The organism is Psychromicrobium lacuslunae (assembly GCF_000950575.1).
GTDB lineage: Bacteria > Actinomycetota > Actinomycetes > Actinomycetales > Micrococcaceae > Renibacterium > Renibacterium lacuslunae.
Map to the genome: position 1 here is coordinate 2016414 of NZ_CP011005.1, position 25544 is coordinate 2041957.

Below are 25544 nucleotides of genomic sequence, written 5' to 3' on the forward strand. Positions count from 1 at the left end.
AGTTAACGCTGCCTGGCAATTCCCTGACAATCCTCGCTCAAGGCTTGTAAGCGACCGCAAAATCCCGTCAGGATGGAAATGTAATCGGTTTCTCGAAGACTGAGAGGGTCAAGGGGGAACCCAAACACGCGAGAAAGGATCATCCATGTCCCAGAATGTCTCACGTCGTGCCATGCTCGGCGGCGTCGCCGGAGCCTCACTGCTCAGCGTCGCTGGAGCGACCGCGCTGGCAACCGGAGCCCAGGCAGCTACAGCTCCTGCGGTGCCGATTAGCACCCCACGAATTGCTGATATCGACAAGGTAGAGGTCGTCAATCAGGGCACTGCGGTGCCGCGGCTGTGGTGGTTCGAGCTGAAGACGGCTCACATCAACTTCAATCCGCGAGTGAATATCCTCTTCCCCGAGGGCTACAACCCGAATGGCGGGAAGCGTTACCCGGTGCTCTACATGCTGCACGGCGGTCAAGGACCGCAGTTCCCGGGCATACCCAGCGGCGGCCAGGATTTCCGTTTCTGGCACCAAGGGGGTCACATGGTCCCCGCCACAGCTGGCCGGGACATCATTGTGGTCATGCCCGACGGTGGCAACACTGGGTGGTACTCCAACCCGGTTGATCCGTGGATTAACAAACCTCGGAACTGGGAATTCTTCCACATGAACTCCCTGATCCCGTGGGTTGATGCCACTTTCCGCACCATCCCGGAATTTTCGGCCCGCGCGGTTGGCGGTTTCTCGATGGGCGGCTTCGGCGCTCTCAAATACGCAGCGAAGTACTACGGACACTTCTCTTCGGTGACCAGCTTCTCCGGTCCGGCAAGCCTGCGTCGTGAATTCGGTGCCGTGCTGCAGTGGGCACAAATCAGCGCTGCTGCTGATATCGGAAACCCCGCTGGCCTCTACGGCCTGCCCGCCCGAGAAGACTTAGTCACCGCTGACAACGCCGTGGAGAATCTCGAGCGCTATCGAGGTAAGCGTTTGGTGTTCTTCTCCGGAACTGACGCGAACGATGTCCAAGAGGGGTTTGTGCACCGTGGACATCAGGAGTTCAGTGCAGCGCTCAACCAGCGCGGTATCCAGCACTGGTTCCATTCTTTCCCCGGCGGACACGGCGGCAATATCTTTAGCGGCCCAAGCGCGGTAGTGGCCGAGGTTGGCTCTATTGTCAGCTCGCTGCGGCGAGCAGGCTAAGCCTCAGCTCGTCATTGTTGTTGGTGGTTCTTGTCGCCCTGGCAGGAACCACCAACAACGCCAAATCCAGAAAATACCTCGGCCTGCCAACCGAAGTCTCGCGCAGCCAGCACGTTTGCTTCTTTATCATCAGTAAAAAACACTGATCCGGGCGCGACGCGCCGGTCAAGCGTAGCTTCAATCTCCCGGTGTGCGCATTGGTAGGCTCCGGCCTGAGGTTTACGAACACCGTAGTTAAAGCTATTCAACACGCCATGAAAAAGTTCCGCTACGCCGAGTGCGGCCAACTCAGCGGGAACTCGATCCGTCCCGTTGGTGAAAAGAAATACCGGCAGGCCCTTGGCTCGCAGACTCTCGATGATATCGACCGTCGCGGAATCCAGCTTGCCGACATTGTCTCGCCAGCGCTGAAAGCTGCGTGCCACATCAGCTCCGGTGCGGGTTCTTACGCATAACTCGGCCTCGATCAGATCCTCCCATTCGAGTCGAGTCAAGCCACCGGTGACGGCCTGCTTCAGTTCTGCAGATTCCATCGTGAGATGCCACAAGGTACCGCTCGGCAGCCCAAGTTCTTGCTCGATCTGCGCGTCAATTTCCAGAGAATCAAAATTCCGCACCACTCCATCGAGGTCGAATACGAATACTCGACGATCAGTTCCCGGCACGACCGTACCTTAGCTCTGTGGTTGGCTCGCTGACCGCAATCAACAATTCGCGGAAGGCATTTTCCTCGAAGTCGGCAGCACGAGTAAAACTTATCGCCCCGCTCGATCCAACGGAAACCTTGCCCAGTCTGCTTGCGAAGCTCATGGCGAGCGGTTTCCCGTTCCGTTGGGCGGCGAGATAGAGGCTCATGGTGTTCTTTTGAAGCGTCAATCCGATCACTGGCCAGTCGATAGGTTGTGACGATGATTTCACCGTGTAGCTAAAACGACCATAACCAATCATTCGCATCGTCATACCGGGCTTTTCTGGAGGCGAACCGGGCACGAACCAGCGTTCCAGAGTAGGAGCCGCGGTTCGGATCCAGCCATCGATGGTACGCAGCTCCTTCGTACGCCGCAGGTCAAAGTCAAAATATTCTTCAACGCTGTGCGCATCTACGCTAAGCATGAAAGCTCGCCTAACACTCTTGGCACCGCAGTGGCAATATCACTAGCGGCGATAGGTCCGCCTTGCGAAGCCAGCACTCCGGCCCGGCCATGCACGCTGGCAGCCATCGCGGCTGCCAGCGCCGGCTCAACGCCGGAGGCAAGCAGCGTGCCGATAATCCCCGCCAGGGTGTCTCCGCTCCCCGCGGTAGCCAGCCATGGCGTGCCCTCTGACTGGCTGTAAACCTGGCCATCCGGGCCCACCACAATCGTGGTAGCCCCCTTGAGCAGCACAGTTGCCCCGGTCAGTTCAACGGCGCGCTTGGCATGTCGCAGGGGTTGCCGTTCAACATCAGTGCGTTCAGTACGGTCTCCTAGGCCGCTCAGTAAAGTAGCGAGTTCACCGGCGTGCGGCGTGAGGACTATGTTCGGGCCAAGTTCTCTGGGCAGCAAGCTGAGCGCACCGGCATCGGCGACTACCGGCAAACCGGATCGCAGAGCGTCCAGGCAGCGCCGCTGTTGCGCCTCGTCCTCAACCACTCCGGGGCCGACTAGCCAGGCCTGCACCCGATTGGCGGCCACCGTCGAAGCACCTCTGACGACCTCCGGGGGTGGATCAGCCGGGCCAAGATAACGAATCATGCCGGTCCCCGCCGAGAGCGCCCCGCGCAAGGCCAGGTGGGCAGCTCCCGGATAAGCATTTGAACCAGCAACCACGCCCAACACACCGCGGGAGTATTTATGATCGACCCGGTGCGGCCATGGCCAATGGTCGACGATGTCGTGTTCATCAAGTCGGCGAAGTTCAGCATCGCCTAGTTCAAGACCAAGATCGATCTGGCTCAGTTCACCGCAAAATTCTTCACCGGGAGGTAATAGCAGCCCGGTTTTAATGGCGCCGAAAGTTACCGTTTCTAGGGCAGCCAACAGCGGCCCCGAGACAGCACCGCTATCCGCATCGAGTCCGCTAGGCAGGTCGCAGGCAATAACCGCCGGGGCGTGTTCAGCAAGTCTCTCAACGAAACCTGCCAGCTCGCCTCGGAGGCCTCCGCGCGCTCCGATGCCCAGGATGCCGTCGATCACTAAATCAGCGCTGAGCGCCACGGCCAGACACTCCTCATGCCGACCGTCAAGCTTCAGAATTCTCCCGCCAGCGAGGCGAAAGCTGGTAAGCGCCTCTTGATGAGCACGGTCCGCAACAAGTACCGCAGTCGCCCGCACCCCACGATTGAGCAGGAGAGTAGCAGCGTAAAGCGCATCACCGCCGTTGTTTCCCGGGCCGATGAGGAGCACGATCGAACTACCATAGGTGCCGCCCGACTCACGAAGCCGCCAAGCTACTGCGTTGGCTAAACCATAAGCTGCCTTAGCCATTAGCTCCGGCCCCCGCCCAGCCTCGAGCAGCGGCTGCTCGGCGTCCCGAACAGCGGTTCCGGTGTAGCCGGTGATCATGGCATGGCTCCCGTCATGGCTAGCCCTCGCCGATCACAAACGCCGTTGAGATCCCGCCGTCGTGGCTCATCGAGAGATGCCACCGTTTGACCCCACGAGCCTCGGCGACCGCGGCAACTGTGCCCTTCACCTGTACAGTCGGACCGCTTTCGTCGAGGCCAATCCAGCAATCCTGCCAGTTCATTCCAGCGGGTGCCCCTAGTGCTTTGGCGACCGCTTCCTTAGCGGCAAACCTCGCCGCGAGTGAACGGGTGTTCAAGCCGCGCTCAGCTGGCACGAACAGTCTATCCAGCAGTCCAGGAGTGCGCTCCAACTGCCGACCGAACCGTTCGATGTCCACCACGTCAATGCCAATCCCGATGATCATGCCCTCAGTCTAGCGGCGGCGTCCGGCTAGCTTCGCGCCGGGAGAATATTGGCCGCCGTTGTGAGGAAAGGACCCCGTGAAAAACTTCCAATCACTTCCAACAAAACTTCCGGTCCACCAGCATCGGTAGGCGGCAGGACCATGAAAATATGGTTAGTGCAATCAAGATACGGGGCGTTCGGTTTAAATAGCTCTAGGGCTTATCTACCAGTTCGGCTGGACCGACCTAGGTCAGCGAACACCGCATCGTCGCCACCCACCTAGTGAGACAGACGAAAGAAGTTCATGAAGAAGAGATTGTCTATCGCGACATCGGCAGCCTTAGTTGCACTGTCAGCGACTCTGCTCGCCGCCCAGCCTGCCGGAGCTGCAGAGACTATCAATATCGCCGACGCAGATTTGAGGCTCTGCGTCAATGTCGAGTTGGGACAGCTGCCAAGTGCGACAATCACCACCGATCAGGCTCTCAAAATTACCCGGTTGGAATGCTATTCCAGCCAGATGCAGAGTCTGAGCGGCCTAGAGAATTTCACCAATCTTCAGGATTTCTCGGTACAGAAGTCTTATGATGCTCCGCAGAAACCCGGACTGAGCGATCTGACACCGATTGCCAACCTCACCTCACTACAGAAGTTATCACTTCCGCAGAATCTGATCACCGATCTTTCAGCGCTAAAGAACCTCAGCAATCTGACGGATCTTCAACTCCGAAAGAATAATCTGACCGATATTAGCGGTATTGCTGGGCTCACCAAGTTGAGCAGCTTAGACCTCAGCGAAAATCAGCTCTCGGATATTTCCGCACTGACGAAGCTGAACGGTTTAGTGAAAGCCGATTTGAACACCAACAAAATCAGCGTACTGCCGACTTTCACCCCACTGCCCGCACTTTCCAGCCTCAACCTAGATTGGAACACCATCACCGATGTTTCGGCGCTCAAACCGCTAGTGTTGCCAGGACGCAATGTCTCAGTCAGTTGGGAGCGCATTGATCTTCCAGGTGTCGAAGTAAGGAAGCCGCAGCTCAATCCGTTACGCGATCTCAACGGCGCTCCAGTTCACCCGATCGCTCAGGAAGGAACCAGCTACAGCAGCGACTTCAGTTCCTGGCGCTTCGGCACTTCTGGCCCCAAGATGGTCGAATGGGATGTCAAGGTTCCAGGTTTCAGCTTCGCTGGCAAATTCGAGCAGCTTTCCGTTGCGGTTCCCACTCCATTGCGTGACGATGCCGTGCAGATCAAACCGGGGCAAAGCACCACGATCGACGTACTGGCCAACGATGGTGGCAGCAACGAAACAGCAATCATTAGCGAAAGCCTGAGTCTGGTGGGCAGTAAGGACAAGAATGAGGCAACGCTGATCCTCCCGCAAGGCACTTTCAAAGTAGTGAAGGGGAAGATTTCCTTCACCCCCAGCAAAACCTTTAAGCAAGGCACGGTCGCCATTCACTACTGGGTTTACAACAACGACGGAATTAGAACCACCGCCAAACTCTCAGTCACGGTAGTAAACAAAGCGATCGCCGGAACAGTGGTGCCGACCGCTACTGCTAAAGGAACGGCTCTACCTATCAACGTCAATAATCCCCAACAAATTCTGGTGTCGGCAGCCTCGGGCCAGCCCGGACAATCCAGCCAGTCCGAACAAACTCAAGGCGAAGCTTCGATGCCTCTGGCCAACACTGGCAGTAATTCGGAGTTTCCGCTGAGTCTGGCTTGCTTCCTGTTGATCGGCGGAGCAGCTATTGTGGCAACCTGCCGCATTGCTTCACGAAACAAGGCTGCCTAAGGTTTTGTACCGAACTATTAGATGAGGCCGAAAACCTATGGGGTTATTTAGTCGCAAGAAAAAAGCTTCGGCGGAGCTGCAACCGGCCGCTCAGACGGTCGACACTGCCGAAGAGCTGCACGCTTTACGAGCTGCCCAATTTGTCGCCTTTGCCGAAGAGTCCATTGGTATCGCGGCTGGTCAGTTAGATCTGAGCCAGCCCTCGCTGAGGATCATCGACGACGTTCTCGACCAAGTTCAGCGCAGCGGAGCAGAACTGCCGCCACACCTCTGGGAGGGCATCTCCTCTTACCTGATGGAGGTTGCTCGCGGCGAGTACGGCGGCACCTACAAGCCTTTTGAGGGCGTGAACCCCTGGGTACTAGTGATTGGTGAACCGGAGTTTCAACTCGGTTTTATGGCGATGGGCAAAGTGCTGGATCGGGCGAAGAATGGTCAGGAAGACAACATCCCGTTTTTCTACGAAGGACTCGAGTCGATGGTCCAACAAAAGAAAAACGCAACCTTGACCTAATTCCGTCACGGGGAGGAATTCCGTCACCGGCGGGCAACTCGCTCTAGATAAAAAGGATCCCGATATAAAAGATCCCGGTGCGGCACTGAAAAGTGCTGCACCGGGATCACCATTTAAGATCTAGCTGGCCTCTTCGGCTTCCCAGCCTGCCAGTGTCTCGGCGTGGTTGGGAGTGAAGATATCCTCATTCACCGAGCGGGTGACGCAGAAATGCTCCAGGTCACCGTGGGCGTAGAGCGTTTCGTTCTCATGGGCGATAATCTGTTCGGCACTCAGCACCGAGGAGTCAACCGTGGAGTGAGCGTCTTCAAGCAAGGTGACATTGAGATCACGGGACACCGCAGCGCGCACCGCGGTATCAATGCAGTACTCGCTCTGGAAGCCGCAAACCACCACGTGCTCAATACCGCGCTGCTCCAGGAACGGACCAAGCGGTGTTCTGGTGAACGCATTGTTATTTGACTTGTCGATGGTGACCGCTCCGGCGGGCTGCACCAGCTCCGAGGACACCTCGAAACCAGCTCCGCTTCCCCCAGCGACATCCTTGTCTCGCACAAAGATCACCTGCGCACCGGCGTCGGCCGCCTTCTGCAGCGCGAGTTTGATATTGCCCAACACGGCATCGCGGTTGAATAGTTCACCGGCGTAGCCGCCGTTGACCAGCTCTTCCTGAGCGTCAATAACGAGGAGAGCCTGTGTCATTACTCCACCGTCACAGACTTGGCCAAGTTCCGCGGCTGGTCGACGTCGTAGCCCTTAGCACTAGCCAGCGCGCAGGCGAAGATCTGCAAAGGAACAGTGGTCAGCAGCGGCGCCAAGAGGGTCGGCGTGGCCGGAATGTAGAACACGTGCTCGGCGAATTCGCGCACGGCTTCATCGCCCTCTTCAGCGATCACGATGGTCTTCGCACCGCGAGCCCGGATCTCCTGAATATTGGAGACCACCTTGGCATGCAGTGAATCACGACCGTTCGGCGAAGGCACCACCACGAAAACCGGCTGACCGTCCTCGATCAGCGCAATCGGACCGTGCTTCAACTCACCGGCAGCAAAGCCCTCGGCATGAATATAAGCCAGTTCCTTGAGCTTGAGCGCGCCTTCCATCGCCACCGGGAAGCCGACGTGTCGGCCCAGGAAGAGCACCGACTTGGCATCCTTCATGGCTACGGCCAAGTCCCTGATCTGAGCTTCGTTGTCCAGCACGGTCTGGATTTTCTCCGGCGTCTTGTGCAAGTCAGCCAGCAGATCCTTGATCTCACCCTGGAACTTATTGCCGCGCAATTGGGCCAAGTACAGGCCGAGCAGGTAAGCGGCGGTGATCTGGGCCAAGAACGCCTTGGTCGAGGCGACCGCAATCTCCGGACCGGCGTGAGTGTAAAGCACCGCATCTGACTCACGCGGAATGGTCGAACCATTGGTATTGCAGATTGCCAGCGTCTTGGCACCCTGTTCGCGAGCGTAACGCACCGCCATCAAGGTATCCATGGTCTCGCCGGACTGCGAAATCGAGATGATCAGAGTATTGCCATCCACAATCGGATCGCGATAGCGGAACTCATGCGAGAGCTCCACCTCGGTGGGGATCCGGCACCAATGCTCAATAGCATACTTGGCGACCTGCCCGGCGTAGGCGCTGGTACCACAGGCCAGCACAATGATCTTATTGACTTGTTTGAGCTGCTCCGGGTCGATCCGCAACTCGTCGAGAATCAACTTGCCGGCGGCATCGGTGCGGCCCAGCAGGGTTTCCGAGACGGCACGCGGCTGCTCGTGGATTTCCTTCTCCATGAACGAGGGGTAGCCGTCTTTCTCGGCGGCTGCCGCGTCCCAGTTGACCTCGTACTCTTTGCCTTGCGCGGGGGCACCGAAGAAGTCGGTGATCACCACGGTTTCCGGGGTGATCGTGACAATTTGGTCCTGACCGAGTTCCACCGCACGTCGGGTGTAGTCGATGAATCCGGAAACGTCAGAGCCGAGGAAGTTCTCCCCTTCGCCCAAGCCAACCACCAAAGGCGAATTACGACGCGCGGCCACCACCACGTCGGGCTGCTCGGCGTGCACTGCGAGCAGTGTGAAGGCACCCTCTAGCTGCTGGCAAGCACGCTGCATGGCAACGGTGAGCCGATCGGCCTGCGGCAGATCGCTAGCTGCCCGGTATTCCTCACCGAGCAGCGCTGCCGCCACCTCAGTATCGGTTGAAGAGAGGAAGCTAACACCCTGCTCAAGCAGCTTGGTCTTCAACTCGGAGAAGTTTTCAATGATGCCGTTGTGAATCAATGCCAGCTTGCCTTCATCAGCCAGATGAGGGTGCGCATTGACGTCGGTGGGACCACCGTGGGTAGCCCACCGAGTGTGCCCGATACCGGTCTGCGCCGCCGGAAGCGGGTGTTCTTCTAGCTCCGCCAGCAAATTGCTCAGCTTCCCGGCTTTCTTGGCCGAAACAACTCCCCCGTTGGAGAGCACTGCTACACCGGCGGAGTCATATCCGCGGTATTCCAGCCTCCGTAGACCTTCCAGCACAACATCGAGGGCCCCATGATCTCGCGTTTGATCCGCCCGGCTTACGTAGCCAACAATTCCACACATGGCCTCAATCTTACCGGGACGAGCGGCAAGTTCCGTCCTCCTTCACAGCCAGCAGAATTCGCCATCACGCCCAGGAGGAGGCAGAATCGCTTAGGTGAGTTTGCAACGCACGGAATCAGGCGACGGCGCCTCCCCTTTTGTTGAGCTGGATCGTCAGCGCTGGTCGAGGTTGGCCGCGGAGATGGAGCAACCACTCAACCAAGAAGACATTGTGCGCCTGCGTGGTCTTGACGATCCACTCAATATGGATGAGGTTCGGGAGGTCTACCTACCGCTGTCCCGGCTGCTGAATCTCTATGTCGCTGCCGCCGGTCAGCTGCATTCAGCGACCACAACCTTCCTCGGCGAAAAAACCCAGCGCACCCCTTTTGTCATCGGTGTGGCCGGTTCCGTTGCAGTGGGAAAATCCACCACGGCACGGATTCTGCGAGAACTACTGCGGCGTTGGCCGGATACCCCGAATGTGGAGCTAGTCACCACCGATGGCTTCCTCTACCCCAATGCAGAGCTGGAGCGCCGGGGCTTAATGCAACGCAAGGGGTTCCCCGAGTCCTACGATCGGCGCGCCTTGCTGCGTTTCGTCAGTGAAGTTAAGGGTGGAGCCGAGGAGGTGCGTGCCCCCTGGTATTCGCACCTCACCTACGACATTGTGCCGGGCAAAGAAGTGGTGGTGCACCGGCCCGATGTACTGATTGTCGAGGGGCTCAATGTGCTCGCCCCGGCTCGACCGCAGCAGGATGGTCGCGCGGGTCTGGCGGTCAGCGACTTTTTCGATTTTTCGGTTTTTGTCGATGCCAAGACCTCCTATATCGAACAGTGGTACATCGACAGGTTTCTCTCGCTGCGGCAATCAGCCTTCGCGCAGCCAGGATCATACTTCCCGCGTTACGCTTCGCTTTCGGACGCGGAAGCGGTCGACACTGCGCGCGGCATCTGGCAACGGATCAACGAGCCCAACCTGAACGAAAACGTCCTGCCGACCCGTGGACGTGCCAGACTGGTACTGACAAAAGACGCGGATCATTCGATCCGCCGCATGCTGCTGCGAAAGACCTAGGATGCCTGCACCGGCTGTGAAGCGACGTGTTTTTCTGGGCTTGGGTGGCCTCATGCTGATCGGGGTGGGCGGCTGTGAATCAGCCGCAACGGAGCCGAGCGGATCCGGCTCGCCGTCAGCGCTTGCGTCGTCCTCTACCGGGCAATCTTCAGGTCTGCTAACAACCTCATCGATAACGAGTCCTGGCACCGTTCCTGGACCAGCTCAGCATTCCCCCAGTGCACTGGCGCATTCGATTGACGATCCCAGCTCACTGTGGGTCATCGTTAATAAACATCGTCCGCTTAAACCGCAGACCTACCGACCAGCGGACCTGGTCCGTCCACAAGTCTCCAGTGCGGTCAGCGGCGAAAGCGGCCTACTCCGGGCCGCTGCGGCACGTGGCCTCGAAGCCTTAGCCGCGGCCGCCGCCAGCCAGGGTACCCCATTGACCTTGGTCAGCGGGTTTCGCTCTTATCAAACCCAGGTGGCGACCTATCAGAGCTACGCGAACTCGGTCGGCGTGGCGGGCGCGGATCACGCCTCGGCACGCCCCGGCTACTCAGAACATCAAACCGGCCTAGCGGTGGACATTGGCGACGCCGGTGGGTGTAATCTGCAGCCTTGCTTCGCGCAACGGCCGCTCGCGACGTGGGCCAGCGAGAACTGCCACCGTTTTGGTTTCGTGGTGCGTTATCAATTGAACTTCCACCCGATCAGCGGATATTTTGCCGAGCCCTGGCATCTCAGATTCGTCGGCACCGAGTTGGCGACGGCGGTCAAGAAGTCTGGTTTGCACACCTTAGAGCAGTACTTCGGCCTGGCAGCCGCGCCCAGCTATTCCTGACATTTTGCCGGGTCTCAACGGTTAATAGCCGGTTAAAGTTTCAGCGAACGCGTGTCGCAGAAGGAAACGGTCGAATTTCCGCCTAAGTTAAGTGCCATGATCAAGGGATTCAAAGAATTTATTATGAAGGGCAACGTCGTCGACTTGGCGGTTGCCGTCGTCATCGGCGGGGCCTTCGGCACCGTTGTTACCTCACTCGTCAACAACATCATCATGCCGCTGATTGCTGGCATCGTTGGGAAGCCCAGCTTCAACGATGTGCTCAAGTTCCAAATCGGCGCCGACCCGAGCAACTTCATTGAAATCGGCACCTTTATCACGGTGGTACTGAACTTCCTCATTATCGCTCTGGCGATCTACTTCGTCGTGGTAGTTCCGATGAATCACATGATCGCTCGTCGTAATGCGAAGCTTGGCATCACTGCTGAAGAAGATGCACCGGATCCTCAGGTGGTGCTGCTGACCGAGATCCGCGATGCTTTGAAGGCGCGCAACTAGCTAGAACCAAGCTTTCAGCTGAGCGACTGGCACTCAGTCTGACGTTTCGTCAGGCGACGAGTGCCAGTCGCTTTTCTACTACTGCAGCCAGTTCTTCGCAGATCCTGGTGGCAGTGTCCATATCGGCGGCCTCTACCATCACCCGCACTAAGGCTTCAGTTCCGGAGGGCCGTAGCAACACTCGGCCGGTTTCCCCCAGTTCCTGTTCGGCCAAGCGAACCGCTTCGCGGACGCCTTCATCGCTCTGCGCACGCGCCTTATCCACACCCTTGACGTTGATCATCAATTGCGGAAGCTTTGTCATCGCGGTGGCGAGCTGCTGCAAGGTACGGCCGGTGCGGGCTACCTGAGCGGCTAACTGCAGGCCGGTCAAAACACCGTCGCCAGTAGTCGCGTAGTCCGAGAAGATCACGTGGCCAGACTGCTCGCCGCCTAGATTGAAGTTCCCCTCCCGCATCGCCTCAAGCACATAACGGTCGCCGACCGCTGTCTCCCGGATACTGATGCCAGCTTCACGAAGCGCTAGCTTAAGGCCCAGGTTGCTCATCACGGTGGCTACCAGGACGTTATCGTGTAGCTTGCCGTCGGCCTTGAGGGCGAGCGCCAGGATGGCCATGATCTGATCGCCATCGATCACATTGCCCTCGTGGTCTACCGCCAGGCAGCGATCCGCGTCGCCATCGTGGGCAATACCTAGATCAGCCTGATGTTCAACCACAGCCGCCTGGAGCGGCCCCAAATGAGTGGATCCAACACCGTCGTTAATATTCAAGCCATCCGGCTCAGCACCAATCACGATGACTTTGGCACCTGCGTCTTTGAAAACCTGCGGGGAGCAGCCGCTGGCGGCGCCATGAGCGCAGTCCAACACCACGGTGAGCCCATCCAGCCGATGTGGCAGCGTGGTGAGCAGGTGAAGGATATAGCGGTCCTCGGCGTCCGAGAAGCGTTGAATACGCCCAACGCCGACGCCGACCGGTCGGTGCGGTTCCTTCTTCAACTCCGCCTCGATCGCGTCTTCCACCTCGTCAGCCAGTTTTTGACCACCACGGGCGAAGAACTTAATACCGTTATCCGCTGCTGGGTTGTGCGAGGCGGAGATCATTACACCGAAATCAGCGTCCAAGGAGGCGATTAAGTAGGCGGCTGCGGGGGTCGGCAGGACACCGGCATCGTAAACATCAACGCCGGCGCTCGCTAAACCGGCTTCCACCGCTGCACCAATGAATTCACCGGAAGCTCGTGGATCGCGAGCTATCACGGCGCGTGGGCGCTTACCCTCCGCCATCTGATCATGCCCCAAGACGACTGCGGCCGCCTGTGCTAACGAGAGAGCAAGCTCTGCGGTGAGCAAGCCATTGGCCAAGCCGCGAACACCATCGGTTCCAAACAATCTAGACATCGAAATGATTCTACCCTCCAGACTCCGCTGAGCCGTCCAAGCCCCGCTGCCGCCGCCCCACACTTCCTCGGTCGTTCCAGTCCGAGTTCGTGGGTTAGTCTCGGATTCGTGGGTAATTACAGGCGAATCCGAGACTAACCCACGAACTCATGGAAGCTTTTCAGCCTGAGCACTAGAAACGGGTCAGACACGCAAAAGGCCACTCGCTCTGCGAGTGGCCTTTTGATCAGGCTGTTGAGCCTAGCGCTTGGATTAGCGCTTGGAGTACTGCGGGGCCTTGCGGGCCTTCTTGAGACCTGCCTTCTTACGCTCGATGACGCGAGCGTCACGAGTCAGGAAGCCTGCCTTCTTCAGCGCCGGGCGGTTGTTCTCTGCATCGATCTCGTTGAGCGAGCGAGCAACACCCAAACGCAGCGCACCGGCCTGGCCTGAAGGGCCGCCACCGTGGATGCGAGCGATCACATCGTAAGCGCCATCCAGATCGAGGATCTTGAAGGGCTCGTTGACTTCCTGCTGGTGCAGCTTGTTCGGGAAGTAGTCGGCGAGTTCGCGACCGTTGACGGTCCACTTGCCGGTACCCGGGATAACGCGAACCCGAGCGATGGCTTCCTTGCGACGGCCTACGGCCGAGCCCGGAACGGTCAACGCGGGGCGTTCCTTCTTCGGAGCGGCGTCGGTGGCACCGGCGCTCTCCGAGGTGTAGCTAGTCAATACTTCGTCCTCGGTCTCAGCGACCTCGGTGTTCAGCTCTTCAGTGTTCTGAGCCACGATTCTCCTTGAAACTTAGGTTGGTTGGTGGCCAGGACTACTGGGCGACCTGGGTGATTTCGAACGTCTTGGGCTGCTGAGCGGCATGCGGGTGCTCAGCGCCACGGTAGACCTTGAGTTTGGACAGCTGGGTAGCGGCCAGGGAAGTCTTGGGCAGCATGCCCTTGATTGCCTTCTCCACGGCACGCACCGGGTTCTTCTCCAACAACTCTGCATAGTTCACGCTGGAGAGGCCACCCGGGTAACCGGAGTGACGGTAAGCGCGCTTCTGCTCGAGCTTGGCACCGGTCAGGGCTACCTTCTCGGCGTTGATAATAATGACGAAGTCGCCCATATCCATATGGGGCGCAAAGGTCGGCTTGTGCTTTCCGCGCAGCAGTGTTGCGGTCTGGCTGGCAAGACGACCCAGGACAACGTCGGTGGCGTCAATGACGTGCCACTGGCGGTTAATGTCGCCGGGCTTCGGGGTGTACGTACGCACAGTTTTTGCCTTCGTTTCGTGTTCTTGGGAGGATTCAGCGAACTCTTAAAGCAACGCTAAATCACGTCTTCATGCGCTACCGGAACAGAGGTGAGGACTCTATAAAACCGGCAATCCAAGTACCCGGAACATTCCACGCCTAGCGATTCTGCAACTGAACCAGCGCCTGAATGTACGAAATCGAGTGAGGACACGCACAACGACTATCAATGTTACCTTGTCTAGCCCACAGTTCAAAATGGTCTTGGCTAAGCAGCCAAGCCGTGCTCTCGGCGATGTGACGACAGCAGCACCTGAGAGCTGAGAAGGTGGCTAAACACTAAGTTAGAGCCGATCCCGCCGCGCCCTGGTCAGCTCAGCACGACCTAGCAGTTCGCTATCCTCAGGGTAAGCGACTTCCTCAAGGATGAGCGGATGAGCGGGCGCCAGAAGTGATTTCGCGTCCCGTGACTTCAGCGCAAGTCGCTCGGCCAACCAATCAATCGGTTGCTCAGCAGCCCCTACTTGAACTGCCGAACCGATCAGCGCGCGAACCATATTGTGGCAAAAGGCATCGGCTTGCACGGTCACGGTGATAACACCGTCATAACCACGCAGAAAACTGAACTTCTGCAGCTGGCGCACCGTGGTGGCCTTTGCGTCATTAGCACGGGGTTTGCAAAAGGACCGGAAATCCTGCAGGCCGAGCAGCGGCAATGCAGCTTGGTTTAACAATTCCAGATCGAGCGAGTTTTTATGCCACCAAACTAGCTGACGCCTGGTTGGATCCCAGTCAGCTGGCCGATCGGCAATTCGGTAACTGTAACGTCGCCAGAGCGCCGAAAATCTAGCGTCAAAACCTTCAGCTGCTAATTCGGCGGAATGCACCACTATCGCGCCACTGTGCTCAGCGAGCACGCGGGACAGCGTGCCACGCAGCCTTCGCAACAGGGCCTCCGCCGGGCTCTGCCTACTGCGCCGGGCCAACGCCAACCACTCCGACTCGGCCAGATCAATATGCACCACCTGGCCTCGGGCGTGCACTCCGGCGTCGGTACGGCCAGCCACGGTGGTCCGCACCGGTCGTCTCAGCAGCATCGCCAAAGCCTGCTCAAGAGTACCCTGCACGGTCAACCGGCCCGGCTGCACCGCCCAGCCGCTAAACGGCGCTCCGTCGTAAGCCAACTCCAAGCGAATACGAAAAAACCCACCGTCCCCGAAATCGGGAGCGGTGGGTTCCTTCACAGACATAGCTGAAGTGTAACCAAGGGGCAGCCAGAAGCTGCTACTTGGCCTCTTCCTGACCCTCTGCCTCGTCGGCTTCTTCCTGAGCGTCTTCGCCACCCGCGGGCACGAAGCCTGCAGCCTTAGCGTCCTCGGCAGTGGCGAACCACACCTCGGCGACGGTCTGGTCATACCAGCGCGAACCAGGCACGTGGTACTTCATCGAATCTTCGTTGCCCTTGATGTCGAAGCCCTCAGGAGCTTCGTTGGCGTCCTCAAGCACGGCGTGTGAACCGGCGTACTTCGGCGCATCTTCGCTGCTCTCGGCAGCTGCCTCATCAGCAACTTCGGTCTCGACCAGCTTGGCCGGCTTAGCAGCCTTCGCGGTCTCCGCCTCGGCAACGACAGCCTGCTTCGGGCTGACCGGCTCCAGTACCAATTCAATAACAGCCATCGGAGCGTTATCGCCCTTCCGGTTGCCGATCTTGGTGATCCGGGTGTAGCCACCCTCGCGCTTCTCAACAGCCTCGGCGATATCGGTGAAGAGCTCGTGCACAATGCTCTTATTGCTGATCACGCCCAGCACACGACGGCGCGAAGCCAAGTCACCGCGCTTGGCGAAGGTGATCAGGCGCTCTGCGTAGGGGCGCAGCCGCTTAGCCTTGGTCTCAGTGGTGGTAATGCGCTTGTGCTCGAACAGCGAGGCAGCCAGGTTGGCCAGCATCAACCGCTCGTGAGCCGGGCCACCGCCCAGGCGCGGACCCTTAGTGGGGGTAGGCATAATGTTTTCTCCTCAAGTGGATGGCGGTGACTCTCAACGACTGAGCGTTCCCGCCGGAAGCAAATAGTGGGGTCTTAGAGCTCGTCGTCGCCGAAGGTATCGTCTTCGTCGATCGCGGCGGCGCGTGCGGCGAGGTCAAATCCTGGAGGGGAATCCTTCAGGGACAGACCCAGTTCCACCAGCTTGGCCTTGACTTCATCGATGGACTTGGCACCGAAGTTCCGGATGTCCATCAAATCAGCCTCGGAACGAGCAACCAGTTCACCGACGGTGTGGATGCCCTCGCGCTTGAGGCAGTTGTAGGAGCGGACGGTGAGGTCCAGGTCCTCGATCGGCAAAGCCATATCCGCGGCCAGGGCAGCGTCGGTCGGCGAGGGGCCGATCTCGATGCCTTCTGCAGCGGTATTGAGTTCACGAGCCAAGCCGAAGAGCTCCACCAGGGTGGTGCCCGCCGAAGCAACCGCGTCACGCGGAGCGATCGCCTGCTTGGTCTCCACATCGACGATCAAACGATCGAAGTCGGTGCGCTGCTCAACACGGGTAGCTTCCACGCGGAAGGTCACCTTGAGCACCGGCGAGTAAATCGAGTCAACCGGAATCCGGCCGATCTCGGCATCGCCGGACTTGTTCTGCGCGGCAGAAACGTAGCCACGGCCACGCTCGATGGTCAGCTCGAGTTCGAACTTGCCCTTCGAGTTCAGGGTGGCGATGTGCAGATCCGGGTTGTGGAACTCGACACCAGCAGGCGGTGCGATATCCGCTGCGGTAACGACGCCGGGGCCCTGCTTGCGCAGGTAGGCAACCACTGGCTCGTCGTGCTCAGAGGAAACCGAGAGGTTCTTGATGTTCAAGATGATCTCGGTGACATCTTCCTTAACACCAGGAACAGTGGTGAATTCGTGCAGCACGCCGTCAATCCGGATGCTGGTAACCGCAGCACCGGGGATCGAGGAGAGCAAGGTACGGCGGAGAGAGTTTCCGAGGGTGTAACCAAAGCCAGGCTCCAGAGGTTCAATGATGAACCGCGAGCGATTGTCGGAGACTACTTCTTCGGAGAGGGTTGGGCGCTGTGCAATGAGCACTTGGTTTCCTTTCAATGCGCATCCGCTATATGACGCGACAGGTAGTGGAAAGAACGGTCTGAAGTCTTTAACTAGCGTCGGTTCGCCTCGAAAAACGAGACGAACCTCAGCTCGTTAGTACGATCGAGGCGATCTAACGTGACCGTTAGACGCGGCGGCGCTTAGGCGGACGGCAGCCGTTGTGAGCGCTCGGGGTTACGTCTTGGATCGATCCGACCTCAAGCCCGGCAGCGGTCAACGAACGGATCGCGGTCTCGCGACCGGAGCCCGGGCCCTTGACGAATACGTCGACCTTGCGGACGCCGTGTTCCTGAGCCCGCTTGGCAGCCTGCTCGGCGGCGAGCTGAGCGGCGAACGGGGTGGACTTACGCGAACCCTTGAAGCCAACCTCACCTGAGGAAGCCCAAGCGATAACAGCACCGGCCGGGTCCGTGATGGTCACGATGGTGTTGTTAAAGGTGCTCTTGATGTGCGCCTGGCCAAGCGCAATATTCTTCTTGTCCTTCTTACGCGGCTTGCGAACCGCGCCACGAGTCTTCGGGGGCATTATTTCTCCTAAATTCTGATCAGCTGGACGCTATCCCGCGGGATTAGCGGCCCGCCTTCTTCTTGCCGGCAACGGTGCGCTTCGGGCCCTTGCGGGTACGAGCGTTGGTCTTGGTGCGCTGGCCGTGGACCGGCAGGCCGCGGCGGTGACGGATACCCTGGTAGCTACCGATTTCGACCTTGCGGCGAATGTCGGCTGCTACCTCACGGCGAAGATCACCTTCAACCTTGAAGTTGCCTTCGATGAAGTCGCGGAGCTGAACGAGCTCTGCATCGGAGAGGTCCTTGACCCGAACATCCGGGGAGATCCCGGTTTCGGTCAGGGTCTGGTGTGCACGGGTCTTGCCCACGCCATAGATGTAAGTAAGCGCAACTTCCAACCGCTTTTCGCGGGGAAGATCAACGCCAGCGAGACGAGCCATAGTGGCGGTACTCCTTGGTTTATCCGGAGGTCGTAGGCAGTACACCCACACGTTTCTTCATGTGGCCCCGGCCTCCGACCGGGGGTGGGCCGAACTTGTGGTTCGGCTTGTGCTGCCTTTTATCTATTTACTTTCGTGCACAGTTCCCGGGAACGCTCTCCTGGAAGGAGAGAATTAGCCCTGGCGCTGCTTGTGGCGTGGGTTCTCGCAGATCACCATGACCCGACCATTACGGCGGATCACCTTGCATTTGTCGCAGATCTGCTTGACGCTCGGCTTGACCTTCATGGCATTCCTTTGCGTTTGAGCAGTGTTGAATTGAACGTAAGAGCTATTTGTAGCGATAAACGATGCGGCCGCGAGTAAGGTCGTAAGGACTCAGCTCCACCACAACCCGATCCTCGGGGAGGATTCGAATGTAGTGCTGGCGCATCTTTCCAGAAATGTGAGCGAGTACGATGTGCTTATTGGTCAGCTCAACACGAAACATCGCATTGGGCAGCGCCTCAGTCACCACGCCCTCGATCTCAATGACCCCGTCTTTTTTGGCCATATCCTCCGCTAACTGTTGTTCGCCACTCGCTGCTGCTAATGGCTATGATTTTTTGACAGTTACGCTCTGAACGACGCGCACCTCAGACCACACACTATTGATGAGTTTGAATGGGCGCGCCAAAGCGCAAACAACCAACACACAACTTTACGCCATTTCTAGCGATAAGTTAAATCCGGACAGTAGCCTCCAGGGACTGCGTCCGGTGTGCCGCTAGACACCGTTCTGCTAGACCGGCCAGCGCGAAAACGTCGCCACCGGCGTGGTGATGGTTTCTGCCGCCGCGATAGCATCTTCAATCGCAGCCTGCACGGCAACCGCCGCCAGCGACTGCAATTCAACCAGCGGGATAACATCGGCTGGCCCCTGTCCCTTGAGCTCAAGCTCGCCGGTGGCCAGCGTGAAGATGGTATCGCCGTCCAGCAGGGTGTGGATCGGGGCTAGTGCTCTTGCCATCCCCGCGTGGGCGGCCACCGAGGTCCGTTTCGCCTGTGCTGGGCTCAGCCGAGCATTGCTGGCAACCACAGCCAAGGTGGTGTTCAGTCCAGGCACGCTGTCTAAATTACGTAGCGTCTCGTCGGCACCCAAGGGATGCCCGAGTGCATTGACTACCACCAGGGCGCCAATCACCACCTCGCTGTTAAGCCCTCGCATCCTCACCGAAGCGGTACCAACACCGCCTTTAAAGATGCCCCGGCCTAGTGTTGCCCCGGTTCCAGCACCCACATTTCCTCGACGCACCTGCCCAGTATTGGCGTCTTGCGCAGCTTGGTACCCCAACTCAGAGTCGGGACGCAAGGAGAAATCACCGCCACGACCCAGATCGAAAATTGCCGCAGCTGGCACAATCGGCACTCGCCCGCCTAGCACTTCAAAACCTCGTCCTTGTTCCTCGCACCAGCGCATCACGCCGTGCGCTGCAGCCAGACCATATGCACTGCCACCGGTTAGCGCCACCGCGTCCACAGTAGGCACCAAGGTGGTGGGATCGAGCGCATCCGTTTCATGGGTTCCTGGACCGCCGCCTCGAACATCAACCGCGCCGATGCTGCCGGCCGGTGGTATTACCACACTGACGCCGGTCAGCCAGCCCTCGCCAATCCGCTCCGCTTGGCCGACCAGCACTCCCGGCACATCGGTCAACTGGCCACCCGAGACCCCCACGTTCTCCGTCATTTCCCCATTCTCGACTATTTTCGTATCGCTGTCTCTAGCAAATAGCCTCTCAGTGCCGCAACTGGAGAAAAGTTCGTTGAAAATCCAATGTTTTTACCTTCCTAGAGGTAAACACGGGGTGAAGGATGAAGGAACATTGACGCAGGCAGTACGATTTTGGCAAGACAACGTCGTCGTCTGTGCTGGAGTAGTCAGAGGATCATCCTGCCGACGCCGGGGGGCGTCGTGCAGCCAATGACAGCAAAGCGAGATCGACCTATGACCAAACCACCTTCCGCATCGGGTGGGCCGACAAAACTCAAGCAACGATATTGGACAGCGCGCACCAAGCGTGACGCCTGGATTTTCCTGGCCTTTGCATTGCCGAATATCGCCTTGATCGTGTTGTTCACCTATCGGCCGCTGATCGCCAATATCCAGTATTCCCTGCTGGACTGGACACTCGGCTCAGACTTCGCCACCGCAGTCGGGCTGAACAACTACGTCACTTTCTTCACCTCGTCGGATGCCGCCAACGTATTGGGCACCACGGCGATCTTCACGATTTTCACCGTGGGTGGTTCGATGGTGGTCGGCCTTCTGATTGCACTGGCGCTCAACCAGAAGCTCCCAGGCCGCACTTTCGCCCGCTCGGCAATCTTCGCCCCCTATGTACTCTCCGGTGTCGGTGTCGGCCTGGTTTGGCTTTTTATCTTCGACCCGGTTTACGGCGCCCTCTCCTGGGTATTGCGTGGCCTCGGCCAGAGCAGCCCGCAATGGATCAATGATCCCAAGCTTGCCCTCACCATGGTGATCATCGTCTATATCTGGAAGAACCTCGGATACTGTGCGGTGGTGTATCTCGCTGGCTTACAGTCGATGCCTAAGGACGTGATGGAGGCGGCCTCACTAGATGGGGCCGGAGCTACCCGCAGATTCTTCTCCATTGTCTTCCCATTGCTCTCCCCCACCACCTTCTTCCTGCTGATCACCTCCTTGCTGTCCTCCTTGCAGGCCTTCGATATTTTGAAGATCATGACGCCGACCGGGCAGGGCACTAACACGCTGATGTTCGAGACCTATCTACAGGCCTTCGGCGCTTACAACCGGGCCGGTTACTCGGCGGCCATCTCGGTGGTGTTGTTCGCTCTGCTACTGATCATGACCGCAGTTCAGATGCGATTCGTCGAAAGGAAGGTGCATTACGCATGAATTCATCTGTTGTCAGCACCGAAATCATCGCCCAGCGAAACGGACCTTTCTCCGCGAAGAACCTCGCCAAGACCCTGGTCGGCGGCTATCTGCCCCTGTTGATTGCCACCCTGGTGGTCTTTCTGCCGCTGTTGTGGATGATCCTTTCCTCGTTCAAGTCTCCCGGTGAGATCATCACCACCGATTTGAAGATCCTGCCGCAGGCTCCGAACTTTGACAACTACGCCACCGCAGCGACCACTGTGCCCTTCGCACAGTTCTTTCTGAACAGCGTGATCGTCACCGCGATTGGTTCGCTCATCAAGTGCATCCTCGCGGTGCTCACCGCTTATGCCTTGGTTTTCGTGCGCTTCCCCTTCAAACGGCTGATCTTCATCCTGATCCTGGTCGCACTGATGGTTCCGCCGCAGGTAGCGGTATTGCCGAATTACATCCTGATTTCCAGTTTGAACGGGCAGAACACTTATTGGGGCATTATTTTGCCCGGTCTGGGTACTGCTTTTGGCACCTTCCTGCTGCGTCAGCATTTCCTGACGCTGCCCACCTCAATTCTGGAATCCGCCGAAATTGACGGGGCCGGGCATTGGCGGCGGCTGTGGAAAATCGTGGTGCCGATCTCGGTTCCCTCAATCGCCACCGTCGCACTGGTGACCATTGTGACCGAGTGGAATGAATACATTTGGCCGCTCATTATCACCACCAAACCGGAGATGATGACGCTGCCGGTCGGGTTGACGCTGCTCAGTAATTCAGATTCCAGTTCGCAAGCTTGGGGGGTGTTGATGGCCGGCGCGGTCATCGTCATCCTGCCCATTTTGATTATTTTCGCTGCACTCCAGCGCTATATCGTTTCCGGCCTGACTCAAGGCTCGGTCACCGGCTAGTTTTCCGCACTCACCTCCACCCATCGAAAGGTACAAGATGAATATCAACCGCAAAGGCTTCCTGACCCTTGGCGGCCTCGGACTAGGTGCTACTGCCCTCGCGGCCTGTGGCGGACCGAACACCAGTGGCGGACCCAATAACTCGGCTGCCGCCACAGACTGGAGCAAGGTCACTCCGGCGGCAGAAATCAGCTTCCTCTCCAGCCACCCGGGCTCCTCACAACCTATCGAGCAGAAGCTGATCGAAGACTTCCAGAAAGCTAACCCCGGCATTAAGGTGAACTTGGTGACCGGCGGCTCGAACTACGAAGAGGTCGCACAGAAGTTCCAAACCGCGCAGACCGGCAATGACACCCCGGACATCGTGCTGGCCTCGGATGTCTGGTGGTTCCGCTTCGCCATTGCGGATTCAATCATCCCGGTCGATGATCTGCTCAAAGCGGTGAACGATAAGACCGAGGACTTTAACGCGACGCTTTACAACGATTACAAGTACGACGAGAAGCACTGGGCCGTGCCGAACAACCGCTCGACCCCGTTGTTCTACTACAACAAGGATCACTTCAAGGCTGCCGGGCTGCCGGATCGCGCGCCGAAGACCTGGGAAGAATTTGCCGAGTGGGCACCCAAGATTCAGCAGGCCAATGCCTCCAAGGCGGGCTACCTGCATGCTTATCAGTACCCGGCGCTGGCTGGTTACGCTGGCTGGACGCTGCAGAACGTGCTTTGGGGCTTCGGCGGCAGTTGGTCAAAAGAGTGGGACTTCACCACTGACTCCGATGAGTCGGTCAAGGCTCTGCAGTGGGTACAGGACAGCATCGTGAAGAACGGCTGGGCTGGGGTTTCCTCCAAGGATGCCGTCGGCGATATGACCGCGGGAGCTGTTAGCTCAACGGTTTCCTCCACCGGCGATCTGGTCGGCACCTTGAAGGCTGCCAAGGAAAAGGGCCTGAACATCGGCGTCGGCTTCCTGCCCGGCGGTCCGGCCTCGGCCTCGCCGGTCTGCCCGACCGGCGGCGCTGGCTTGGCCATTGCGAAGAAGAGCACCCCGGAGCGCCAGTTGGCCGCTGCGAAGTTCCTGAGCTTCTACACCAATGCGCAGAACACCGCGCAGTTCTCCGAGGCCACCGGTTACATGCCTTCGCGCACCTCGGCCGATATGTCTGCGGTGCTCGCGAAGACTCCGCAGATCCAGGTGGCTCTGGATCAGCTCAAGGTGACCAAGAGCCAGGACTACGCCCGGGTCTTCTTGCCGGGCGCTGATCAGGAAATGGCAAAAGCCGCGGCGAAGATCATGAACGAGAAGGCCGACGTCAAAGCGACCTTGAGCGCGCTGAAGACCACCCTGCAGGGTATCTATGAGAAGGACGTCAAGCCCAAGCTCAAGTCCTAGAACCTAAGTTCTAAAGCCTAGAGTGGCCCGCTGCATTGACCAGGTCGATGTAGCGGGCCACTTGCTTTCCGTTCGCGATAGCCCAGAGCAAAGCAACCTAGGGCAACGGCGCCGGTTTGACACCGAGTGGAGCTAATTTAGCGGCACCTCCATCGGGAGCGGTCAGCACCCAAATGCCTCCCGGATGCACCGCAACTGAATGTTCCCAATGCGCCGCGCGTTGCCCATCTTCGGTGACCACTGTCCATTCGTCCTCAAGCGTCCGATTGGCGATCCCACCACGCACCAGCAACGGCTCAATTGCCAAGGCCATCCCGGCTCGCAGTTTCGGCCCCCGATGACGGGAACGATAGTTCAAAACGTCAGGATCCATATGCATCGCCGAACCAATTCCATGTCCGGTGTAATCCTCGATGATGCCGAACTTCTGACCGTATTTTTCGGTGACAAAGTCATCGATGGCATCACCGATCTCCCCCACCCTTGAGGCGCTTGCCATCGCCGCTATACCTCGCCACATGGCGGCTTCGGTGGCTGCGGAAAGTTCCACATCAGCTGGATCGGCGCTGCCCACAATCACGGTGCGAGCCGAATCAGCATGCCAGCCGCCGATAATGGCACCGCCATCGATGGAAACCAGATCACCATCTTCCAGCTTTCGATCATTCGGAATGCCGTGCACGATCTGTTCGTTGACGGAGGTGCAGATCGTTGCCGGGTAGCCGTAATAACCCAGGAAGTTTGATTTTGCTCCTGCTTTAGCTAATTCAGCAGCGAAGAGCTGATCAATCTCGGCAGTACTCACTCCCACTGCGGCAGCGGCAACCGCTGTGTCGAGAGCCGCCGAAAGAATCAGCCCGGCCTCTTTCATCAGTCGGAACTGCTCTGCCGTCTTGAGTTCGATCTTGGAATTCTTGCCGATGGCCACGTTTTCACCCGTTCAGAAAATGCTAAGTATGCATCTTGAGACTACCGGATAGCCCAGTGCGCCAGCTGACCGAGGCGCTGTCAGCCGCCCCTTGACCATCGTTCAGAGCAGGGCAGAATGCCCGGTGATCGCCCGCCCAACGATGAGTGAGTTCACCTCGTAGGTACCCTCAAAGGTGAGAATCGGCTGCGCATCCGCAAAGATCTTGGCCATGCCGAAATCGGTGACAATGCCGTTCCCGCCGAGGATGGAACGGCCGAGCGCCACAGTCTCGAGACAACGTTTGCTGGTGTACGCCTTGACCAAGGCTGCCTGTTCCATTCTTAGCGACGGGCCTAGTCCTTGATCATGGGCATCCTGAATCCGCGCCGCCCGTGCGGTCATCGAAAGCGAAGCAGTGATATTGCCTAACATCTCCACCAGTTGTTGCTGAATAAGCTGAAACTTAGCCAGTGGCTTGCCAAATTGTAAGCGTTTCAGAGCATACTCGCGGGCAATATCATAGGCCGCAAACTGCACCCCCGTAGCCATCCAGCCAGCCATCATCCGGGTGCCCAGCAGCAGCACATTCGTGTCGGCGAAGGAGTCAATGGTGGATAGCCGATCAGCCTCGGCGAGCCGCACATCCTGAAGCGTAATATTGGCATTCTTAATCCCCCGCATCGAGATCTTGTTCTCGATCTTTTGCCGACTCACCCCGGGCAAGTTCAGATCGAGGATAAAGCCACGAATCTGTTTGTCATCGGCGTCTCTGGCCCAGAGAAAGACATAATCGCCATCGATGGCATTACCAATCCATCGTTTTGCGCCATTGAGCAACCAACCGTCGCCGTCGCGGCGAACCGTAGTGGCCAGGCCACCGGCCACATCGGAACCGTGCTCTGGTTCGGTCAGCGCAAAGCCCCCCAGTATCTCCCCCTCTTGTGCCGGCCGCAGGAATCGATGCTTTTGCTCCGCGGTGCCGAAAATCCGGATGCCCTCGGTAAAGAGTTCGTGGTGAATCCCGAAGATCGCTCCGGTGGATAGGTCGGCACGACATAGTTCCAGAGTCGCTAGTCCCGAGAACAGCCGGGACTGGCCGGAGCTGAATGGGGCACCAAAGCCCAGGCTGGAGAGCCGTTGAAACACTGACCGCGGGACCTGCTCGGATTGCCACCACTGACCGGCAAAGGGCTCAATCTCGGTGGCAGAAAAAACCCGCAATTCCCCCAACTTCTGACGTTCAGCGACGCTCAACAGCGACTCGCAATCGAAGAAGTCGGCAGTCGGCAGCGCCTTAGCTCGGCCAGTTTCAGCTTGATTAACTGGGGTTTGATCGGGTGTCGCTTCGGTCGAAGAACCCTCGCTGATCATTTCGGACTCGTTCC

General features: G+C 58.4%; 28 protein-coding genes. 9 read left to right on the forward strand and 19 right to left on the reverse strand.

Annotation, left to right across the window (positions count from 1 at the left end; genetic code table 11):
- The first annotated feature begins 145 nt into the window (after window positions 1–145).
- A complete protein-coding gene (locus UM93_RS09395) occupies window positions 146–1189 on the forward strand; it encodes an alpha/beta hydrolase (RefSeq protein ID WP_045075189.1) in 1044 nt (347 codons plus the stop codon).
- An 11-nt stretch (window positions 1190–1200) separates the two neighbouring features.
- On the opposite strand, the gene UM93_RS09400 is transcribed toward UM93_RS09395, so the two are convergent.
- From UM93_RS09400 to UM93_RS09415, 4 genes are read right to left on the reverse strand one after another with little or no spacing between them, the layout of a single operon-like run.
- Entirely contained in the window at window positions 1201–1854 is a 654-nt protein-coding gene (locus UM93_RS09400) for an HAD family hydrolase (RefSeq protein ID WP_045075190.1), read from the reverse strand.
- Window positions 1841–2302: a DUF1801 domain-containing protein gene (locus tag UM93_RS09405; RefSeq protein WP_052663718.1), complete on the reverse strand. Its 462-nt coding sequence runs from the start codon at window positions 2300–2302 to the stop codon at window positions 1841–1843. The genes UM93_RS09400 and UM93_RS09405 overlap by 14 nt, the downstream gene beginning before the upstream one ends.
- On the reverse strand, window positions 2290–3732 hold the full coding sequence (locus UM93_RS09410; protein ID WP_045075192.1) for an NAD(P)H-hydrate epimerase: 1443 nt from the start codon (window positions 3730–3732) through the stop codon (window positions 2290–2292). The genes UM93_RS09405 and UM93_RS09410 overlap by 13 nt, the downstream gene beginning before the upstream one ends.
- A gap of 19 nt (window positions 3733–3751) precedes the next feature.
- Entirely contained in the window at window positions 3752–4099 is a 348-nt protein-coding gene (locus UM93_RS09415; RefSeq protein ID WP_045075194.1) for a holo-ACP synthase, read from the reverse strand.
- A gap of 285 nt (window positions 4100–4384) precedes the next feature.
- Between UM93_RS09415 and UM93_RS17160 the strand changes: the two genes are divergently transcribed.
- On the forward strand, window positions 4385–5887 hold the full coding sequence (locus tag UM93_RS17160; RefSeq protein WP_052663719.1) for a leucine-rich repeat domain-containing protein: 1503 nt from the start codon (window positions 4385–4387) through the stop codon (window positions 5885–5887).
- Window positions 5888–5924: 37 nt separating this feature from the next.
- Window positions 5925–6401: a hypothetical protein gene (locus UM93_RS09425; RefSeq protein WP_052663720.1), complete on the forward strand. Its 477-nt coding sequence runs from the start codon at window positions 5925–5927 to the stop codon at window positions 6399–6401.
- Between the two features lie 120 nt (window positions 6402–6521).
- Here the strand turns inward: UM93_RS09425 and UM93_RS09430 are convergent, their stop codons facing one another.
- On the reverse strand, window positions 6522–7103 hold the full coding sequence (locus tag UM93_RS09430; RefSeq protein WP_045075195.1) for an isochorismatase family protein: 582 nt from the start codon (window positions 7101–7103) through the stop codon (window positions 6522–6524).
- Window positions 7103–8986: a glutamine--fructose-6-phosphate transaminase (isomerizing) gene (gene glmS, locus UM93_RS09435; protein WP_045075197.1), complete on the reverse strand. Its 1884-nt coding sequence runs from the start codon at window positions 8984–8986 to the stop codon at window positions 7103–7105. Before glmS ends, UM93_RS09430 begins: the two co-directional genes overlap by 1 nt.
- 94 nt (window positions 8987–9080) lie before the next feature.
- Here glmS and coaA point away from each other — a divergent pair, with 94 nt between their 5' ends.
- The 3 genes from coaA (at window position 9081) to mscL (ending at window position 11367) form a co-directional block, all read left to right on the forward strand.
- Complete coding sequence (coaA, locus tag UM93_RS09440; protein ID WP_045075199.1) at window positions 9081–10043, forward strand: type I pantothenate kinase; 963 nt, start codon at window positions 9081–9083, stop codon at window positions 10041–10043.
- A 1-nt stretch (window position 10044) separates the two neighbouring features.
- A complete protein-coding gene (locus UM93_RS09445; protein WP_045075200.1) occupies window positions 10045–10869 on the forward strand; it encodes a M15 family metallopeptidase in 825 nt (274 codons plus the stop codon).
- Window positions 10870–10965: 96 nt separating this feature from the next.
- Window positions 10966–11367, forward strand: a complete 402-nt coding sequence (gene mscL / locus UM93_RS09450) for a large conductance mechanosensitive channel protein MscL (protein ID WP_045075202.1) — start codon at window positions 10966–10968, stop codon at window positions 11365–11367.
- 49 nt (window positions 11368–11416) lie between these two features.
- On the opposite strand, the gene glmM is transcribed toward mscL, so the two are convergent.
- The 11 genes from glmM to UM93_RS09505 all read right to left on the reverse strand — a co-directional run bounded on the left by glmM (window position 11417) and on the right by UM93_RS09505 (window position 19781).
- The gene (glmM, locus tag UM93_RS09455) at window positions 11417–12769 is read right to left on the reverse strand and encodes a phosphoglucosamine mutase (RefSeq protein ID WP_045075204.1); all 1353 of its coding nucleotides are present in this window, start codon (window positions 12767–12769) and stop codon (window positions 11417–11419) included.
- A 252-nt stretch (window positions 12770–13021) separates the two neighbouring features.
- A complete protein-coding gene (gene rpsI / locus UM93_RS09460; RefSeq protein ID WP_045075205.1) occupies window positions 13022–13537 on the reverse strand; it encodes a 30S ribosomal protein S9 in 516 nt (171 codons plus the stop codon).
- A gap of 37 nt (window positions 13538–13574) precedes the next feature.
- Window positions 13575–14018: a 50S ribosomal protein L13 gene (rplM, locus tag UM93_RS09465; protein WP_045075207.1), complete on the reverse strand. Its 444-nt coding sequence runs from the start codon at window positions 14016–14018 to the stop codon at window positions 13575–13577.
- Between the two features lie 324 nt (window positions 14019–14342).
- Entirely contained in the window at window positions 14343–15248 is a 906-nt protein-coding gene (gene truA, locus UM93_RS09470) for a tRNA pseudouridine(38-40) synthase TruA (RefSeq protein WP_045075208.1), read from the reverse strand.
- 34 nt (window positions 15249–15282) lie between these two features.
- A complete protein-coding gene (gene rplQ / locus UM93_RS09475) occupies window positions 15283–16002 on the reverse strand; it encodes a 50S ribosomal protein L17, sunset domain variant (RefSeq protein WP_045075210.1) in 720 nt (239 codons plus the stop codon).
- Window positions 16003–16076: 74 nt separating this feature from the next.
- Complete coding sequence (locus tag UM93_RS09480; RefSeq protein WP_045075211.1) at window positions 16077–17084, reverse strand: DNA-directed RNA polymerase subunit alpha; 1008 nt, start codon at window positions 17082–17084, stop codon at window positions 16077–16079.
- Between the two features lie 145 nt (window positions 17085–17229).
- Window positions 17230–17631 (reverse strand): 30S ribosomal protein S11, encoded by a 402-nt coding sequence (gene rpsK / locus UM93_RS09485; RefSeq protein ID WP_012245519.1) that lies wholly within the window; start codon window positions 17629–17631, stop codon window positions 17230–17232.
- 43 nt (window positions 17632–17674) lie between these two features.
- Window positions 17675–18052 carry a 30S ribosomal protein S13 gene (gene rpsM, locus UM93_RS09490; protein WP_045075214.1) on the reverse strand — a complete coding sequence of 126 codons (378 nt, stop codon included), beginning with the start codon at window positions 18050–18052 and terminating at the stop codon, window positions 17675–17677.
- A gap of 174 nt (window positions 18053–18226) precedes the next feature.
- Window positions 18227–18340, reverse strand: a complete 114-nt coding sequence (gene rpmJ / locus UM93_RS09495) for a 50S ribosomal protein L36 (protein WP_011775570.1) — start codon at window positions 18338–18340, stop codon at window positions 18227–18229.
- Window positions 18341–18383: 43 nt separating this feature from the next.
- Window positions 18384–18605 carry a translation initiation factor IF-1 gene (gene infA, locus UM93_RS09500; RefSeq protein WP_009358723.1) on the reverse strand — a complete coding sequence of 74 codons (222 nt, stop codon included), beginning with the start codon at window positions 18603–18605 and terminating at the stop codon, window positions 18384–18386.
- Window positions 18606–18833: 228 nt separating this feature from the next.
- Window positions 18834–19781 (reverse strand): P1 family peptidase, encoded by a 948-nt coding sequence (locus UM93_RS09505; protein ID WP_045075218.1) that lies wholly within the window; start codon window positions 19779–19781, stop codon window positions 18834–18836.
- Window positions 19782–20039: 258 nt separating this feature from the next.
- Here UM93_RS09505 and UM93_RS09510 point away from each other — a divergent pair, with 258 nt between their 5' ends.
- From UM93_RS09510 to UM93_RS09520, 3 genes are read left to right on the forward strand one after another with little or no spacing between them, the layout of a single operon-like run.
- A complete protein-coding gene (locus tag UM93_RS09510) occupies window positions 20040–20972 on the forward strand; it encodes a carbohydrate ABC transporter permease (protein ID WP_199921737.1) in 933 nt (310 codons plus the stop codon).
- The gene (locus UM93_RS09515) at window positions 20969–21856 is read left to right on the forward strand and encodes a carbohydrate ABC transporter permease (RefSeq protein ID WP_045075219.1); all 888 of its coding nucleotides are present in this window, start codon (window positions 20969–20971) and stop codon (window positions 21854–21856) included. Before UM93_RS09510 ends, UM93_RS09515 begins: the two co-directional genes overlap by 4 nt.
- Window positions 21857–21893: 37 nt before the next feature.
- Window positions 21894–23249: an ABC transporter substrate-binding protein gene (locus UM93_RS09520; protein WP_045075221.1), complete on the forward strand. Its 1356-nt coding sequence runs from the start codon at window positions 21894–21896 to the stop codon at window positions 23247–23249.
- 97 nt (window positions 23250–23346) lie between these two features.
- Here UM93_RS09520 and map read toward each other — a convergent pair whose 3' ends face one another.
- Both map and UM93_RS09530 read right to left on the reverse strand, forming a co-directional pair.
- On the reverse strand, window positions 23347–24171 hold the full coding sequence (gene map, locus UM93_RS09525) for a type I methionyl aminopeptidase (RefSeq protein WP_422784954.1): 825 nt from the start codon (window positions 24169–24171) through the stop codon (window positions 23347–23349).
- Window positions 24172–24279: 108 nt separating this feature from the next.
- A complete protein-coding gene (locus UM93_RS09530; RefSeq protein ID WP_082057083.1) occupies window positions 24280–25530 on the reverse strand; it encodes an acyl-CoA dehydrogenase family protein in 1251 nt (416 codons plus the stop codon).
- Between the last annotated feature and the right edge of the window lie 14 nt (window positions 25531–25544).

Coding starts and splice junctions, on each gene's coding strand:
- UM93_RS09395 (WP_045075189.1), top strand. CDS start 146: ATGTCCCAGAATGTCTCACGTCGTGCCATGCTCGGCGGCGTCGCCGGA.
- UM93_RS09405 (WP_052663718.1), bottom strand. CDS start 2,302: ATGCTTAGCGTAGATGCGCACAGCGTTGAAGAATATTTTGACTTTGAC.
- UM93_RS09410 (WP_045075192.1), bottom strand. CDS start 3,732: ATGATCACCGGCTACACCGGAACCGCTGTTCGGGACGCCGAGCAGCCG.
- UM93_RS09415 (WP_045075194.1), bottom strand. CDS start 4,099: ATGATCATCGGGATTGGCATTGACGTGGTGGACATCGAACGGTTCGGT.
- UM93_RS17160 (WP_052663719.1), top strand. CDS start 4,385: ATGAAGAAGAGATTGTCTATCGCGACATCGGCAGCCTTAGTTGCACTG.
- UM93_RS09425 (WP_052663720.1), top strand. CDS start 5,925: ATGGGGTTATTTAGTCGCAAGAAAAAAGCTTCGGCGGAGCTGCAACCG.
- UM93_RS09430 (WP_045075195.1), bottom strand. CDS start 7,103: ATGACACAGGCTCTCCTCGTTATTGACGCTCAGGAAGAGCTGGTCAAC.
- glmS (WP_045075197.1), bottom strand. CDS start 8,986: ATGTGTGGAATTGTTGGCTACGTAAGCCGGGCGGATCAAACGCGAGAT.
- UM93_RS09445 (WP_045075200.1), top strand. CDS start 10,045: ATGCCTGCACCGGCTGTGAAGCGACGTGTTTTTCTGGGCTTGGGTGGC.
- mscL (WP_045075202.1), top strand. CDS start 10,966: ATGATCAAGGGATTCAAAGAATTTATTATGAAGGGCAACGTCGTCGAC.
- glmM (WP_045075204.1), bottom strand. CDS start 12,769: ATGTCTAGATTGTTTGGAACCGATGGTGTTCGCGGCTTGGCCAATGGC.
- truA (WP_045075208.1), bottom strand. CDS start 15,248: ATGTCTGTGAAGGAACCCACCGCTCCCGATTTCGGGGACGGTGGGTTT.
- rplQ (WP_045075210.1), bottom strand. CDS start 16,002: ATGCCTACCCCCACTAAGGGTCCGCGCCTGGGCGGTGGCCCGGCTCAC.
- rpsK (WP_012245519.1), bottom strand. CDS start 17,631: ATGCCCCCGAAGACTCGTGGCGCGGTTCGCAAGCCGCGTAAGAAGGAC.
- rpsM (WP_045075214.1), bottom strand. CDS start 18,052: ATGGCTCGTCTCGCTGGCGTTGATCTTCCCCGCGAAAAGCGGTTGGAA.
- rpmJ (WP_011775570.1), bottom strand. CDS start 18,340: ATGAAGGTCAAGCCGAGCGTCAAGCAGATCTGCGACAAATGCAAGGTG.
- infA (WP_009358723.1), bottom strand. CDS start 18,605: ATGGCCAAAAAAGACGGGGTCATTGAGATCGAGGGCGTGGTGACTGAG.
- UM93_RS09505 (WP_045075218.1), bottom strand. CDS start 19,781: ATGACGGAGAACGTGGGGGTCTCGGGTGGCCAGTTGACCGATGTGCCG.
- UM93_RS09510 (WP_199921737.1), top strand. CDS start 20,040: ATGACCAAACCACCTTCCGCATCGGGTGGGCCGACAAAACTCAAGCAA.
- UM93_RS09515 (WP_045075219.1), top strand. CDS start 20,969: ATGAATTCATCTGTTGTCAGCACCGAAATCATCGCCCAGCGAAACGGA.
- UM93_RS09520 (WP_045075221.1), top strand. CDS start 21,894: ATGAATATCAACCGCAAAGGCTTCCTGACCCTTGGCGGCCTCGGACTA.
- UM93_RS09530 (WP_082057083.1), bottom strand. CDS start 25,530: ATGATCAGCGAGGGTTCTTCGACCGAAGCGACACCCGATCAAACCCCA.